Annotated in this window: 12 protein-coding genes; 7 read left to right on the forward strand and 5 right to left on the reverse strand. The window is 46.4% G+C overall.

Annotated features, from left to right (window positions below):
* The first annotated feature begins 3 nt into the window (after positions 1-3).
* The 3 genes from ACO6S0_RS04835 (at position 4) to ACO6S0_RS04845 (ending at position 1129) form a co-directional block, all read left to right on the forward strand.
* Positions 4-213, forward strand: coding sequence for a hypothetical protein (locus tag ACO6S0_RS04835; RefSeq protein ID WP_422350869.1), 210 nt, complete (start codon positions 4-6; stop codon positions 211-213).
* A 72-nt stretch (positions 214-285) separates the two neighbouring features.
* Positions 286-921 carry a mercuric transport protein MerTP gene (gene merTP / locus ACO6S0_RS04840; RefSeq protein ID WP_422351801.1) on the forward strand — a complete coding sequence of 212 codons (636 nt, stop codon included), beginning with the start codon at positions 286-288 and terminating at the stop codon, positions 919-921.
* 1 nt (position 922) lies between these two features.
* Positions 923-1129, forward strand: a complete 207-nt coding sequence (locus ACO6S0_RS04845) for a GDCCVxC domain-containing (seleno)protein (protein WP_422350870.1) — start codon at positions 923-925, stop codon at positions 1127-1129.
* A 103-nt stretch (positions 1130-1232) separates the two neighbouring features.
* On the opposite strand, the gene ACO6S0_RS04850 is transcribed toward ACO6S0_RS04845, so the two are convergent.
* Both ACO6S0_RS04850 and ACO6S0_RS04855 read right to left on the reverse strand, forming a co-directional pair.
* Complete coding sequence (locus ACO6S0_RS04850) at positions 1233-2315, reverse strand: PepSY-associated TM helix domain-containing protein (RefSeq protein ID WP_422350871.1); 1083 nt, start codon at positions 2313-2315, stop codon at positions 1233-1235.
* Positions 2316-2387: 72 nt separating this feature from the next.
* A complete protein-coding gene (locus ACO6S0_RS04855; protein ID WP_422350872.1) occupies positions 2388-4772 on the reverse strand; it encodes a TonB-dependent receptor in 2385 nt (794 codons plus the stop codon).
* Between the two features lie 870 nt (positions 4773-5642).
* Here ACO6S0_RS04855 and ACO6S0_RS04860 point away from each other — a divergent pair.
* Both ACO6S0_RS04860 and ACO6S0_RS04865 read left to right on the forward strand, forming a co-directional pair.
* On the forward strand, positions 5643-6971 hold the full coding sequence (locus tag ACO6S0_RS04860; RefSeq protein ID WP_422350873.1) for a site-specific integrase: 1329 nt from the start codon (positions 5643-5645) through the stop codon (positions 6969-6971).
* A 225-nt stretch (positions 6972-7196) separates the two neighbouring features.
* The gene (locus tag ACO6S0_RS04865; protein ID WP_422350874.1) at positions 7197-7658 is read left to right on the forward strand and encodes a mobile mystery protein A; all 462 of its coding nucleotides are present in this window, start codon (positions 7197-7199) and stop codon (positions 7656-7658) included.
* A gap of 244 nt (positions 7659-7902) precedes the next feature.
* Here ACO6S0_RS04865 and ACO6S0_RS04870 read toward each other — a convergent pair whose 3' ends face one another.
* The 3 genes from ACO6S0_RS04870 to ACO6S0_RS04880 form a co-directional block, all read right to left on the reverse strand.
* Positions 7903-9171 (reverse strand): type II toxin-antitoxin system HipA family toxin, encoded by a 1269-nt coding sequence (locus tag ACO6S0_RS04870; protein WP_422350875.1) that lies wholly within the window; start codon positions 9169-9171, stop codon positions 7903-7905.
* Positions 9171-9467, reverse strand: coding sequence for a helix-turn-helix domain-containing protein (locus tag ACO6S0_RS04875; protein ID WP_422350876.1), 297 nt, complete (start codon positions 9465-9467; stop codon positions 9171-9173). The genes ACO6S0_RS04870 and ACO6S0_RS04875 overlap by 1 nt, the downstream gene beginning before the upstream one ends.
* A gap of 380 nt (positions 9468-9847) precedes the next feature.
* A complete protein-coding gene (locus ACO6S0_RS04880) occupies positions 9848-10606 on the reverse strand; it encodes an SOS response-associated peptidase (protein ID WP_422350877.1) in 759 nt (252 codons plus the stop codon).
* Positions 10607-10723: 117 nt separating this feature from the next.
* Here ACO6S0_RS04880 and dinB point away from each other — a divergent pair, with 117 nt between their 5' ends.
* Both dinB and ACO6S0_RS04890 read left to right on the forward strand, forming a co-directional pair.
* The gene (dinB, locus tag ACO6S0_RS04885) at positions 10724-11938 is read left to right on the forward strand and encodes a DNA polymerase IV (protein WP_422350878.1); all 1215 of its coding nucleotides are present in this window, start codon (positions 10724-10726) and stop codon (positions 11936-11938) included.
* On the forward strand, positions 11938-14919 hold the full coding sequence (locus ACO6S0_RS04890; RefSeq protein WP_422350879.1) for a DNA polymerase III subunit alpha: 2982 nt from the start codon (positions 11938-11940) through the stop codon (positions 14917-14919). Before dinB ends, ACO6S0_RS04890 begins: the two co-directional genes overlap by 1 nt.
* Positions 14920-15050: the final 131 nt, after the last annotated feature.

The raw sequence follows: 15050 nt of genomic DNA on the forward strand, positions 1-15050 counted from the left end.
ACCATGAAAAACAAAATGATAGTGCTTGCAGCAGCAGGAATGTTGACCTTGACCGGACTCGCCTATGGACTTACCGCATCCAGCAATAACAGTTGCCCGCTCGAAGGAACCCCGGACTGTCCAAAAATTGATTGCCCATTGGTAGGGACACCGGAATGCCCCTATGAAAATGCAACAACAGTGGAACTCCCGACTTGCTGTAAGAAAAAGTAAAGGAATAGGGGAGTGGAAGTTTTACTCCCTTTTCAACCTCTTGACCTTAAAGAGTTAGAGGATGAAAACACATTGACCGTATACCAAAAACAGAGAACAAATGAAGCATGTTTTATGGCCATGGGAACGGCCCTGTTAAGCTCATTGTGCTGTGTCACCCCCGTATTGGCACTTGTTGCAGGTACGAGCGGGCTGGCCTCGACCTTTTCTTGGCTCGACCCGATGAGGCCCTATTTTGTTGGACTGACCGTTTTGGTCCTTGGGTTTGCTTGGTACCGGAAGCTAAGGCCCAAAAAAGTAATTGACTGCAATTGCGAAGCGGATGACCTGTCCTCTGGAAAGGCGCGGAATCCAAGATTCCTCCAGAGTAGGAAGTTCTTGGGGCTCGTTACCATTTTCGCAGCATTGATGCTTTCCTTTCCCTGTTACGCGCATGTTTTCTATCCAAGAGTTGGAAAACAAATAATCGTGGTGGATAGATCGAACATCCAAACCGTTGAGTTTTCCATAAGTGGCATGACCTGTTCGGGCTGTGAGGCACATGTGTACCATGAGGTGAACAAACTCCCTGGAATCATCAGATCGACCGCTTCTTATGAGAAGGGGAATGCGATTATAGCGTTTGACAGTTCCAAGATCAATATTGCCGAAATCGAAAAGGCCATCAATGCGACCGGATATACCGTGACCGATAAAAAAGGACAGTAAAATGGATGTTATATTGGAATCGACCATCACCTGTCCCGAATGTGGCCATCAAAAGGAAGTGGAAATGCCGATCGGTGCTTGTCAGTTCTTTTATAGCTGCGCAAACTGCGGCACGCTCCTGAGGCCCAAGGCCGGAGACTGCTGTGTTTATTGTAGTTACGGTTCGGTCCCATGTCCCTCGGTCCAGCAGGGCAACTGCGCTTGTTGATGTTTCATCCGTTTGACACATATGGGCAACATGGCCCCCCTGTCCTTCTTCACACGGCCATGGTATACCGGAGGAAATTGGGTCATGATAGACTACTGGCCCGTTATTTCCCTTTTTTGGTCTTCCTTCTTTTTTTGTTCCGATATATGTTGAGTCCCGTCAAGAACATCAGTAATGGGACCAGGCCGGAGACAAAGACCAAGATCCTGCCGATCGTACCGGCCATTTCCCCGATATGGATGGGGTAGAACTGAGTTGCCATTCGGTTGCTGTTGGGATCTGTCCTATAATCACTCACCACCGTAACGTGGCCCTTGGCATCGAGTTCCACTTCCTTGGTCCTTCGAAGCCCTGATGTTATGAACCGTTCCTTGATATACCGAAACCTATATGGGGCCACTGTGTTTTTGGGAAAGTGGATGGCCCGAAGGGCGTAGGCCTCATTTCCGCTTAACAGATGGTCTTCCAACCGCAAAGAATTTCCGGGCATAAATGGGCGTTGGATGTCCATCCCCGTGCTGTCACGTTTGCTATCAAATAGGCTAAGTCCCGATTTGTAGTAGGAGTTATAGGTAAAGTAAGATCCACTGAAAGCCATGATGAGCAAGGGTACCATAAAATAGGCCCCAAAGGCCTTGTGCAGGTCGAAATTGATTTTCTTTTTTTTTCCATTCAATTTAATGGTAAAACCCTCCTTCAAGTTGTTTCGATAGGATGTTGTCCAAATATAGATGCCCGAGGTCAACAGGAACAGGAAGAACAGGATGGCACTGGTCCCCACGATGTATTTACCATACGTTGGAATGCCCAAGGTCCTGTGAAGGACCAACAGATTTTCAAAAAAGAGGATGGAAGCTGATTTCCCGCCCAGAAAGGCACGGGTCACCGGGTGGTGGTAGCTGGTTTCGCCATTATCGAATTTAATGGAGATCGTCTGCTGCTCACGATAGGGGAGGAAGATACTGTTGATACTGTCACCATGGATGGCCAACAAACTTGCTGTGGTTTCCATGATAGTCCCTTCGTCCAGGTCCCCAAAGTCCTCCACTTGGAGCAGGTCGGGATTGAGAAATGACGATATTTCGGGTTGCCAGACATAGAGGGAGCCCGTGAGACCGGAAAATGAGGCGATAAGCCCACAGGTAAGACCCAACCAAAGGTGTATTTTCCGTATCGTTTTGTTCATAGTGGTCAAAAGGATGCCTGGGAGTATTTAAAAAACGGTGCCCATGAAATCATCGGCACCGTTCACTATATTTTAGAAACTGTATAATAGGCTCAATTTCGTATTGATGCCTTCCCCGGCTCCCGTAAAGGTCCGCAAGGGAGCGGCCCATTGCGATCTTGCTGGCAGGTAATATTCGTTCAGCAGGTTGTTGATGGCCAACGATATGGATATATTGGACTGTAATCGATAGGTCGCCGACCAATTGAGCAGCGTATAGCCTTCCACGGGAAACTGTGTATGCCTATAGGTATAGTTGTCATTGGCATCCAGATAGGGGTCAAATCTGTCCCTATCCCCCAAGTGGGTCATCCGAAGCGATGTGCTTACTTTGTCCAAAGGCGCCCAGTTTACATAGGCCGTCCATTTCGGGGCTGCAATGACATCACCTCCCAAATAGACCAAATTGTTCTCATTGCCCGCATTATTGGTCACCCCTTCCACATACGAATAGGAGGTACCCAGTTGCCATCTGCTGTTAGGGGAGAAATAATCTACGGCAACTTCCCCGCCATAGATGTCCTGGGGCTGTTTTGAAGGGACAAAGGAATTGATGTTCTCATCGAATACAACGCCCGTGCCCAAATTGGAGGTGCTGTAATACCCAACGGCTTCAAATTTGATGTTCTGAAATTTGGACAGGAACCCGAACTCATAATTTTTGGTCACTGCTGGTTCCAATTGGATTTCGTTGATGTTGTCAGCAGTTGCGGACCGTAACACCGAACCAAGATCGGCAATGGAGAATCCTTGTGAATAGCTTACAAAAGGAATGAACTCTTGATGTTTGATATAACGGAGACCGACGTTGAAGGCCAAGTTGTCAAAACCTATCTTACCACCTTCCACGGCCACTGATGGATTGAAGTTGCCATCCCCCAAGGGAGAATAGGGGAGCGTATTATAGTCCTCGATGTCCAAGTTCATGTCATCGAAGCGAAGACCGGCCTTCACCACCCATATCCCATTGAACTTTGCAGTGGACTGAAGGTATGGTGCCCAACTGAACATTTTAATGTTCGGCACCCATAACCTGCCGTCCAAAAGGCCTTGATTGGTCTTGTCACGGAGCAGGTCCAAACCATAGGTCAAGGTTATTTCCGTTGTAGGGTTGATCGGGAGGCTTGTATTGAAATTGGGTCTCAGCCCATATTTCTCGGCATTGATGACCGATTGGCCACCGTTTTCAAATTTGTCGGAGTAAAAGAAGATGTTTTCCGTGTTCTGGTAATACAGATCCGTCGTAAAATCAGTGGTTCCAGAAAAAATGTTGGTCAAGTTATATTTCAGCTGCCCGTTCACCAAGGTGGATCCCGTGGCTTCCTGGCCCTCTACAGAACCCTCGATCCCATATCCAGCTGTAAGGGAATAATCCCCTTCTTCATTAAAGACCTCAAACTCGGCCGGAACCGGAATGAAAGGGGTATCCTGGACACTTTTGTAGAGGTTACCGCCCAAAGTGATGTTTTGGTTATCGGAAATCCGGTATTCCAACTTGGCCAGGGCACTGTAGATCTTTGTATTGTCCAGACCATAGGTGGGCAAGATCGCCGTCCCGTCCGCATCATATTTAGTGCCGGTCTTTTCATAGCTACCGTTGATATAGTAATTGAACCTGTCCAGATTGCCTTTAAGGGATTGGTACACCCCAAAACCAAGGGCGTCATCGGTGGCCGCCAAGTTGGAGGTGCCCCAAACATTCGTGGTACCCTCGATTTTTTCGGCAGCGTTCGGCTTTTTGGTGATATAGTTGATGAATCCCCCATTGCCCCCATTGCCAAATATGGATGTGGCCCCTTTGATGACCTCTACCCGGCTGATATCATTGGGGCTTATTGATTTTATGCCCAACTGCCCATTTCGTAGTGGAGTGGATTGTGGGATTCCATCGACCATTACCAAGAGCGAACGTCCCCGCAAGGTCTGCCCCCAATTGGAAAAGGTTCCGGTGGACACCGCCAGGCCGGGTACCGTAAACTCCAATATTTCACTGATGTTCGAGGTGGCGTTGGAGAATTCCTGTAGTTTGACCTCTCCCACCACGGTCACGGAAGCCGGTATCTCGGAAAGGTATTCCGAGTTCCTGCTGGCCGATATCACGACCTCGTCCAGACTGTTCAGGTCTTCTGTCATTACTGCCGTGAACGGGACGGTCCCATTTTGTGAAAATGTTATTTTCTCCACATGGGTCCGGTAGCCCAACATCCTAAAGGTGACCTCCCAGGTGCCTTCCTTGATGGAAGTGAGTTCAAAGTTGCCATTGTAGTCTGTCGTGGTCCCCAATTGCAATGCCGGAATATAAACTGTGGCACCCGATAGGGGCTGATTTTGTTCATCGGTTACCTTTCCTTTCAGATTGGATTGGGAAAATGCACAGAACGATAGTAGTAAGGCGGTGGCCAGTGATAATAGTTTCATTAATTTGGATTTATTTAAAATAAGGCGCAAAAATATATCATAATATTGTGACCGCAAACCTTATTTAGATTTAATACAAATAAATGTTTTTTAACTAGAGTTCGTAAATAGGGATATAGGAACGACCTTATTTTATGCTTATACAATTGGTTACAAAAAACGGCAAAACGCTACCATCTGAGGCGGGAAAAAGTGAGCATGGTCAAATTATTGGTGATTCATTGGGACAAAGTATTTTAATGTCATATTTAAAATGGTTCTGGCACCTCATTTTTAGTGGTTCTCATAATCCGTCCTTTCCAGTACAGACAAAACCTTCAGGGTTTTAGTATTCTATCCAAAGTTTTATTTATACATGACCATTATAGTTACCTTTCTTGAACATTCCGGTTAATATCATACTTAAAATTTGACCTGTTGGGACTAGAAAGTAAGTTTTGATTTTATTTATACGAACTTGGTTTAGTTTAAATTGAATCTATTAAATTTGATGCTAGAAAGTATCAAGTTCCACACGAAGATGTCCTATAGGATGTCCTATTTTGGAAAACAAGACATAAACATCTGGTTTATATGGGGTTAAGGTCATGGGTTCAGGCTCTGCCACCCCGACAGAAGGGTCATCAAAAGGCCCTAAAAAACAGTAAGTTAAATGGAATCAAGGACTTACATTTTCCTTGATTTCATTTAAAACTGTTAAAATCGAAAAAAAAGGAGACCTATAAGGCGACCAATAATTGAGTAAAATCAAGGTCTGTCAGAGGTCAAACCCAAAAAAAAGGGACCTTTTTAGCAGAAAACGCCGATTTCTTCACTTTTTTCAGCATTTGGCTTTCGTTTTAACTGATTTGTTAACCTTAAACGAAAGACATGAAAAACAAAAAATCCTTCGGAATCCATTTCATGATCAAGCCCTCCAAAAGGAGGAGTGACGGAAAAGTTCCCATCTATGGCCGTATCTCCGTCGACGGCCGTCGCAGCGAATTCAGTCTCAACCAGTTCATTTCAGAGGAAGAATGGTGCAGCCGATCAAGGCGCATCATCCGACAGTATCCTGTTGCAAAAACATTGAACCCCTTATTGGACAAAGTGGCCACAGAGGTAAGGGAGACCTTTGATGGCTTTGAGCGCAAAAAGGAGTATGTCAGTCCCCAATTGGTCAAGAAACGGTATCTGGGCCTTGAAGAAGATGTCAGTACCTTAAAGGGGGTCATCAAGTACCATAGGGAGGAGGAACTCTCCAAACTTTCTTCAGGGACCGCAAAGAACTATAACGCGACAGAAGTTTATTTGGACAATTTTCTCCGGGAAAAGCTCAAGACGGATGATATTCACCTTGCTCAGATCAATTATGCCCTTATAGTGCAATTTGAGAATTACCTAAGAACCTGTAAACCTCTCCGCTCTTGGCAGCCCTTGAGCAATAACGGGATCATGAAACATATGGAGCGGTTCCAAAAAATCTATGGATTGGCCGTTAAGTTCGATTGGGTGGAAAAGAACCCCTTCAAACGGTACCAGTTGAAATTTGAGGAATATGATTCCGATTTTTTGGACCTTGATGAATTGAAGGTCTTTGAGAACCTTATGCCCAGTGACCCAAGATTGAAGGTCAGTAAAGATCTTTTTATATTCTCCTGTTATACTGGCCTGAGTTATGTAGAAGTTAAGCAGTTACTGCCAAAGAACATTGTCATTGGCATCGATGGTGATGAGTGGATCGATGTGATCCGGCAAAAGACCAAGACTTCGGTCAAGGTCCCATTGCTTAAAAAGGCCAAGGAGATCTATTCAAAGTATGTCGAGCACCCTGTTACAGAGAGTACTGGATTGTTGTTCCCGACCCCGGCCAATGTGACCCTTAACAAGGACGTCAAGGATTTAGCCGCCATGGCAGGTATCAAAAAGCACTTGACCTTTCATGTGGCCCGACATACGTTCGCGACCACCGTAACACTTTTGAACGGAGTCCCTATGGAAACGGTCTCAAAACTTTTGGGCCATACCAAATTGTCCACCACCAAGAGATATTCCAGGGTAATCGAACAGAAAATAAGCCGTGATATGGATGCGCTTAAAATGGTGTTGGGTGAGGGAACCGGGAAACATCAAAAGGATGAACTGTTATCCGGTTCCAATACCGTCGAAAACGAACCGGAAAAAGTGAAAAGAGTGTCACATTTACGAATAGTCAAATAGACTTGTTTGGGATTTAATTTCATCATGGCGCTCTGATAGGAACTGTAATAAGAATTGTCGGTTCAAAGGGATGACAATTATTTCGGAAAACAATTCATTCAATTTTGTAAATTAATGTATTTACAAAAACATCTATAAAGTAAATAAATATATTTACAAATTACCATATTTGTAAATGAACAGGTTTACATTATTATTATTGTGTAAACTGGAACAGTTACATAAATGAGAAATAAAAGAGGATTATTGATACAACAGTTGGACCGTAAATTGAAACTTTTTCAGGAAGCGGCAACCGTTCGGGTTCCGAGCACAGGTTGGATCAATTCAATCCGAACAGCCCTGAACATGACCATGGCCCAACTTGGAAGTAGACTTGATATAACAAGGCAAGGAGTCAGACAGCTAGAGATCAATGAGGCAGGTGGACAGATAACGATAAATAGGTTACGAGAGGTTGGTCTGGCATTGGATATGCAATTCGTTTATGGCTTTGTGCCCATTGATGGCAGTATTGAAAAAATGATCGATAGGAAGGCGGAAGAATTGGCCAAGAGCATCGTTTTGAGGACAAATCAAAGCATGCGGTTGGAAGACCAAGGGATTTCAGATGATAAAATAAAGGAATCCATAAAGGACTTGGCCTTTGAGATCAAAAGGGAAATGAGAAAATCACTATGGGATTAGACTTTGAGTATGTACATGGGCAAACCCCATTGGATGAAGAAGAAAAAGAAGGTCTAAGGATAAAGTCAATAACGACACAGTGGGAATTGGATGAGTTCGAACAACGGAAATATCGATCCCTTGGTAAGTTTTGCCAAGGGTTAGTCTTCAACTATAGATGTTGATTCCCATGGAACGATATATTTATAATTCGAAATTGGTCGAATTTGAAGTGTGAGTTTGTGAAATCACCACTCTCTTTCAATCAAAACCGGAATGCATTGGATTTCAATTCCTGTTCCGTTCTTGAAATGCCGTATTTTGTTGCAATGCTCGGCCATTTCGCCACGGCATTCTTCACTTCGTCAATAATCTCCTTGGCCCTAGACAGATTTAAACGGAAGAATTCGGACACCTCAAGGGCCAAGTCCAAGTCCAATGCATTATCGGTATCGGAAATGTTCAGTTTAAGGCCCGTGCCCGTTTCCACTGGGTTGATATCATAAGCAGGAGATAACAACCATCCTTGGTCGGTCAATAAAAAACCATGGTTTCTTAGATGGTCATCGGTGTTGGATACACAGATGCTGAAAACAATTCTCCTCCAGAGCTCTTCGAGGTCACCGCTGACATTGGCCCCATGATTTTGGATGAATTCGGCAATTTCCAGATAGCTGATGCCGTCTTTGTGATCCTGTCCATCACTGTAGCCGAGCATGGTCATGGCAGAGGCAAAATGAATCCGTTCCCCATTTGCTGTGCGATCAAACCGTTTTGTCAGGAAAGTATGGTGATGGGATGAAAATTTTTGAGCCATGGATTCAGCCATTTGTACCCTTGCTTCAAGGGCCAACTCATAGGTTACCATCTCCCAGGCCCCAACATCCCCCGAATCGTTTTGACTCGGAAATTTCGCAATCCACAAATCTCCTTTGGCATCGGTGATGCTTGCTTTGGGCCTGGCACCTCCCAATGATGATCCCGGTGCCACGAGCATGGCCAGCCATTTCAGGTATTTGGGGTCATCCATGATATCCCCCTCTTCCAGTTTTAAACTGATTTGCTCAAGTTCCCTGATGGAGGTCCAGGGTGGGGTGGCCATTTGTTTGTTATCGTTGAGAAAAGGACCATCTTCCTCAAGTTTGAACTGAAGTGCCCCCATTCGATGACCGTCAAAGACGCCGAGCAGATAATCTGTCTCGAAGAGTTTTGTCTCTTCCCTTTTTTCGACACGTGCCAGTGCTGCTTCCCTACGGCGCATCAAAATCCGTCCCCAACGATCTGGTGACGAATCCAGGAATATTCCGAAATTTTCTTGTTCTTGGGAAACATAATGCGGACCGGAAAACAACTGAAGCCCGGGATCCAATAAATGGGATGGTCCTTTTTTCAACCAATCCTCATTATATTCGAAGGAGAAAATCTCCTTTCCCTTGAGCCTATCGGAGATAAGTGTCCCCATTAAAAGGGGTTCCGCTATTCCTCTCCAGTGGGCATATACAAGTATGGATCTCTTTGTTTTTGACTCTGCCATTATTTTCTATTTCGTTTAGGAGCCCTTTCTGAGGTGCTAATTCGGGCATCCTGCAGTTTCCTTCCCAATTCATCATCTTTTGCAAGGAGCAGAAAATCCTTTTCAAGGCCAAGAACTTGGAGAACCAATAAATAGGAGCCCATGTTCACAGTGGGGGCACCTTTTTCAATCTTTGTCAAGGTGGGCCTACTGATATTCGCCCTTTCCGCAACTTGTTCCAAACTTAGCTTTCGCCTAAGTCTGGCCAACCGAAAATTCTCCCCCATTTCCTCAAGGATCTTTCTTGTCTTAGGCAATATTATTATTTTCTTTTTTGGCATAACGTAAATTATAGTTTACAAATATAGTATTTTTTGTAAATTATATTTAACATTATAAAGATTTTATGATTTGTTGTAACCTTGTTCCAAGGATTTGATTGTGCTTGGGATACCGTCTCCCACGTATCATTTAAAGCGTCATCGAGATTATTCCAAGGTTGGGATTACAGATAAGGAAGTCGGTCAAACGTATTTTTTATACATCCACCCTTTGCAAATCCTTCTTGGAGCTTTGCTGTGGCAGGATGTAAATCCGTTCGTCCGCCAAACAAATTTAAAGGGGACCTAAATATAAGAAGTCCTTTTTTTTATTGTGTTGCGTACGTAAGGAGCATATAAATGCCCCTTTTTTTAAGTCATCCATAGGAAATGGACACCTCTTCGTAGTCCACTTTATCAATGATGCCCGAATAATTGGAATCCACACTTCTACTATATAAATCCTTGGTGATGGGATAGGCTTCCAAATCCCCTTCCCAAAGATCATCATCGATCAGGTCCTGTACATCGGAGGCGGTATTCCCATGGTGCAACCAAGATTCCAGGTTCTCATCATCCATGATCACCGGACGCCTTTTCTTTTCATTGTGGATCTCGGCAAACATGGGGGTGGCGTCCTTGGTCAACACGGCAAAGGTCCTGCGACCGTCGGCAGTATTGGTATAGATGCCGGCTAAATATATGGGGTCCCCATTCTTTCTTCTGAAATAGAAAGGCACCTTAAAGTCCTTGCCCTTGACCTTCACTTTGGTGTTATGGGGTTCAAAGAAACCGTCCACAGGAATGATGCACCGCTGGTTTTCCCAACAGTACCGGTATACAAAATGGTCAAAGAGCTTTTCGGATTTAGCATTGAGTCCCCCAAAGGTCTTGGGGTTTTTGAAATACTCCTTATAATCCTCCTGTTTTTCCTTTGGGGGCATGATGCCCCACATCGCCGGGAGGAGGTTATTGGGCTCTTCCTGGCCCAAGGACCACATCACGGGATGGCTCCAGCCGTTGGCATGGAAATAAATGAGTTCCAGGTCGGTGTCGATATCACCGTACATGGCCTTGACGGAGAGCAATTTCTCCAGTTCCTTCCGTTCCCGGGTCTGTCTGGTCGAGTAGCACATCTTGAGGTTGATATTTGCAGCAATAAGTTAAGCAAAATTGTTAAAGTTTTGAAATGGCTCGTCCCTTTCCGTACATTTGGATATTTTCCAATTTATAGGAATAATTCCAATAACTTTATGAAACCCACCATTCTCCATCTTGATCTGGATACCTTCTTCGTCTCCTGTGAGCGGCTGCTAGACAGTCGTCTGATGAAGCGGCCCCTCTTGGTCGGTGGGTTGGGGGACAGAGGGGTGGTCGCGGCCTGTAGCTATGAGACCCGACGCTTTGGGGTACACTCCGGGATGTCAATGAAAATGGCGCGTAGATTGTGTCCGGAGGCCACGGTCATCAAGGGCAATGCAGGGACCTATATGAAGTTCTCGGACAATGTGACCGAAATAATCAGGGAGAGTGTCCCGGTCTTTGAAAAGGCCAGTGTGGATGAGTTCTATGCGGACCTCTCAGGAATGGACCGCTTCTTTGGTTGCTACAAATACGCCTCGGAAATTCGGCAAAGGATCCTAAAAGAAACAGGATTGCCGATTTCCTTCGGGCTTTCCCAGAACAAGGTGGTCTCCAAAGTCGCCACTGGGGAGGCCAAGCCCAACAACCAGATGAAGATTGACCTTGGACTGGAGAAAGAGTTTTTGGCCCCTTTGCACATCCGTAAACTGCCCTCGGTGGGGGAGAAGACCTATGGACTTCTCTCCAATATGGGGGTGACCACCATACAGACCGTACAGGAGCTGCCATTGGAAATGCTGGAAAGTGCCTTTGGCCTACATGGACGGACCATCTGGATGCGGGCCCAGGGGCTGGACAATTCGCCATTGGTCCCTTTTCATGAACGGAAGTCCATTTCCACGGAACGCACCTATGGAAAGGATACCACCGATATGGTCAAACTGGAGACCACTTTGTTCGCCATGGCGGAGAACCTGGCCTACCAACTCCGAAGGGCCAACAAGATGACAGGCTGTGTGAGTGTGAAGATCCGGTACAGTGATTTTAAGACCTATACGAAGCAGAAACGGATTCCTTATACCTCTGCGGACCATGTATTGGTGCCTTTGGTGAAGGAACTGTTTACCACTCTCTATGACCGAAGAATGCTCATCCGACTCGTTGGGGTCAACTACAGCCATATCGTCGGCGGACACTATCAAATCGACCTCTTCGCCGATGATGAAAAACTGCTCAACCTCTATCAGGCCATGGACCGGGTGCGGAACCGTTTTGGGGAGTCCAGTCTGATGCGGGCCTCTGCCATGGGTGCCCATAGCATAGGAAGGGGCGGGAACCCCTTTGACGGACAACCCCCCATCTTATTGGCCCATAGACAGCACTGATGTACCTGAACTGCCATACATATTACTCATTGAACTACGGGGTGCTTTCCGAAACGGAGCTCTTGGACCTGGCCCGTTCCCATGGGGTATCCGTACTTGCCCTGACGGACATCAACAACAGTTCGGCGGGGATGAACTTTGTACGTCTGGCCAACGAACAGGGGATACGTCCCATTCTGGGGATTGATTTTCGGAACGGGAACGTACAGGAGTTTGTGGGATTGGCCCAAAATAATGAAGGGTTTCGGGAAATCAATGCCTTTCTATCCGAACACCTGCACAAAGGAACACCCATTCCCTCCGCGGCCCCTGCCTTTGAACATGTCCATGTCATCTATCCTTTCGAGAAAATCCAGGAAGAGGAACGGACGGACTTCCAGGCCTATGAATACATAGGGGTATCCATGGAAGAGCTTCGGAAATTACGGTTCTCCCGGTACCGGGAATACAAGGGTAGATTGGTATTGCTACAGCCTGTGAGCTTTCGCAACAAAAAGGATTTCAATACGCATCGGTTGCTTCGGGCCATAGGCTTGAACACACTGTTGAGCAAACTCCCCCAGTCCGAGGAGGCCAAACCCACCGATACCCTTCGGCCAATGGCGGAACTGAAAAAAGCCTTGGCCGATGTTCCCCATATCTGGGATAACACGAATCGGTTGATGGACTCCTGTTCCATTGCCTTTGGGTTTGGAGGTGAGCGGGCTTCCCAGAACCAATCCTGTTTTTTGGAGTCCAAAGCATTGGATGTGGAGCGGTTACGGGAACTGGCTCTGGACGGACTGCCCCGACGTTATGCCCATCCTACCGAAAAGGTCAAGGAACGGATGTTCCGGGAACTACGGACCATCCAAGAACTGGATTTTGTGTCCTACTTTTTGATCAACCATGATATTGTTTCCTATGCAAAATCCCAAGGCTACCCCTATGTGGGTAGGGGGAGCGGGGCGAACAGTCTGGTGGCCTATTTAATCGGAATTACCGATGTGGATCCCATTGAACTGGACTTATACTTTGAACGGTTCATCAATCCCTTTCGGGCTTCTCCTCCCGATTTTGATATTGACTTCTCCACTTGGGACCGGGATGATGTGACCGAATATATTTTTAAGCGATTTAAACATGTGGCCCTGTTGGGTACCTATAACACCTTTAAGTATCGGGCAGCTGTAAGGGAGTTGGGAAAGGTATTCGGACTACCCACGGAGGAAATCGATAAGCTCAGTGCAGGACGGTATGAGCAAGGGGCCTTGGATGAGTTGGCCCGATTGGTATTGAAATATGCCACTTATATCCATGGGATGCCCAATTACATCAGTGTGCATTCCTCAGGGATACTGATCATGGACCGTTCTGAACACTATTATTCGGCTACGACCCTGCCGCCAAAAGGGTTTCCCACGGTACAGTTCGACATGATCATTGCCGAGGATGTGGGCCTGTTCAAGTTCGATATCCTTGGACAACGGGGATTGGCGAAAATCAAGGAAGCGGTGGAAGTCATCAAGGGTAACCAACCGGATGCCGTCCTATGGAACATCAAGAGCGTGGAGGCGATGAAGAAGGATTCCAATATCAACCGTCTGTTGAGCCAAGGGAGGGCAATAGGGGCTTATTATGTGGAATCACCGGCCATGCGGGGCTTGATGAAAAAACTGCGGACCCATGATTATCTGGGGCTGGTGGCTGCGAGTTCCGTAATCCGACCAGGGGTTTCCTCCTCAGGGATGAAGGATGAATATATCCGAAGGGAACGGGAGCCGGAACGAAGAAAAGAGGCCAATCCCATTCTGTTGGAAATCATGCCGGATACCCATGGGATCATGGTCTACCAAGAGGATGTGCTCAAGGTGGCCCACCTGTTCGCAGGATTGGATCTTGGGGAGGCCGATGTCCTGAGAAGGGGGATGAGCGGAAAGTTCCGTTCCCGGGAGGAATTCCAGGCGGTCAAATTGAAGTTTTTTGGCAATTGCAAGCAAAGGGGGCATGATGCCGCCCTGACCCAAATGGTCTGGGAACAGATCGAGAGCTTTGCAGGCTATGCCTTTGCCAAGGGGCATTCCGCTTCCTATGCGGTGGAAAGTTACCAAAGTCTTTATCTAAAATGCTACTTCCCCTTGGAATTCATGGTAGCCGTGCTCAACAATGGGGGAGGGTTTTACGATACGGAACTCTATGTGCACGAGACCAAGATGTGGGGTGGGGTCATCCATCCGCCCTGTATCAACCGCAGTGACCATGTCAATGTTATTTATGGGAAGCACATCTATTTGGGACTGGGTCAGCTTCGGAGTCTAGAACGCTTGGTCATCCAACGCATTCTCAATGAGAGGCAACTCCATGGCAAATTCAGGGATTTTGATGATTTTATTGATCGTGTCCCCATTGCCATTGAACAGTTGACCATCTTGGTGCGTATCGATGCCTTTCGTGTCTTTGGGGTGCCCAAGAAGCAAGTGCTTTGGCAGGCCGTATTCAAGACCAAGGCCCATCGAAAAGAAACTACCCAGAAACTGCTGTTTAAACCCAACCACAGGCATTTTACATTGCCGCAATTGCCTTCCCATCCCATTGAGGATGCCTACGACCAAATGGAACTTCTGGGTTTTCCACTATGCGGGTATTATGAACTCATGGACAGCAAGGTGAAGAGTAGGTTGACTGCCAGTGATTTTGAGGCCTATGTCAACCAGAAGATATGGATCTATGGTTCCCTGGTGCATACCCGTTTGAATACCACATCCAAAGGGGATACCATGCGCTTTACCACCATGCTCGATCTGGAAGGTCACTTTTTTGACTGTGTCCACTTTCCCCAAACAATGGCATCCGCGCCCATTCATGGAAAGGGTATCTATCTATGCCATGGAACTGTGACCGAAGAGTTCGGGCACTACAGTCTGGAGGTGATCTCGACCCTCAAACAGCCCTTGAAATCCGACCCCAGACAAGTGGGAACGGGGGCACTGATGGCCAAATAATAGGGTGTAGAACCTATTCCGATCAATACTGCCCAAAGATAAACCCGGAAAATATTTTTCGGACAAGGGACGGCATAAAGCCGCTCGTCCACTCCCTTTTTATTCCGTTTCCTTCCCACTCCAAAATTTTC

Origin of the sequence: Flagellimonas sp., from assembly GCF_965233845.1 — a bacterium.
Classification (GTDB): domain Bacteria; phylum Bacteroidota; class Bacteroidia; order Flavobacteriales; family Flavobacteriaceae; genus Flagellimonas.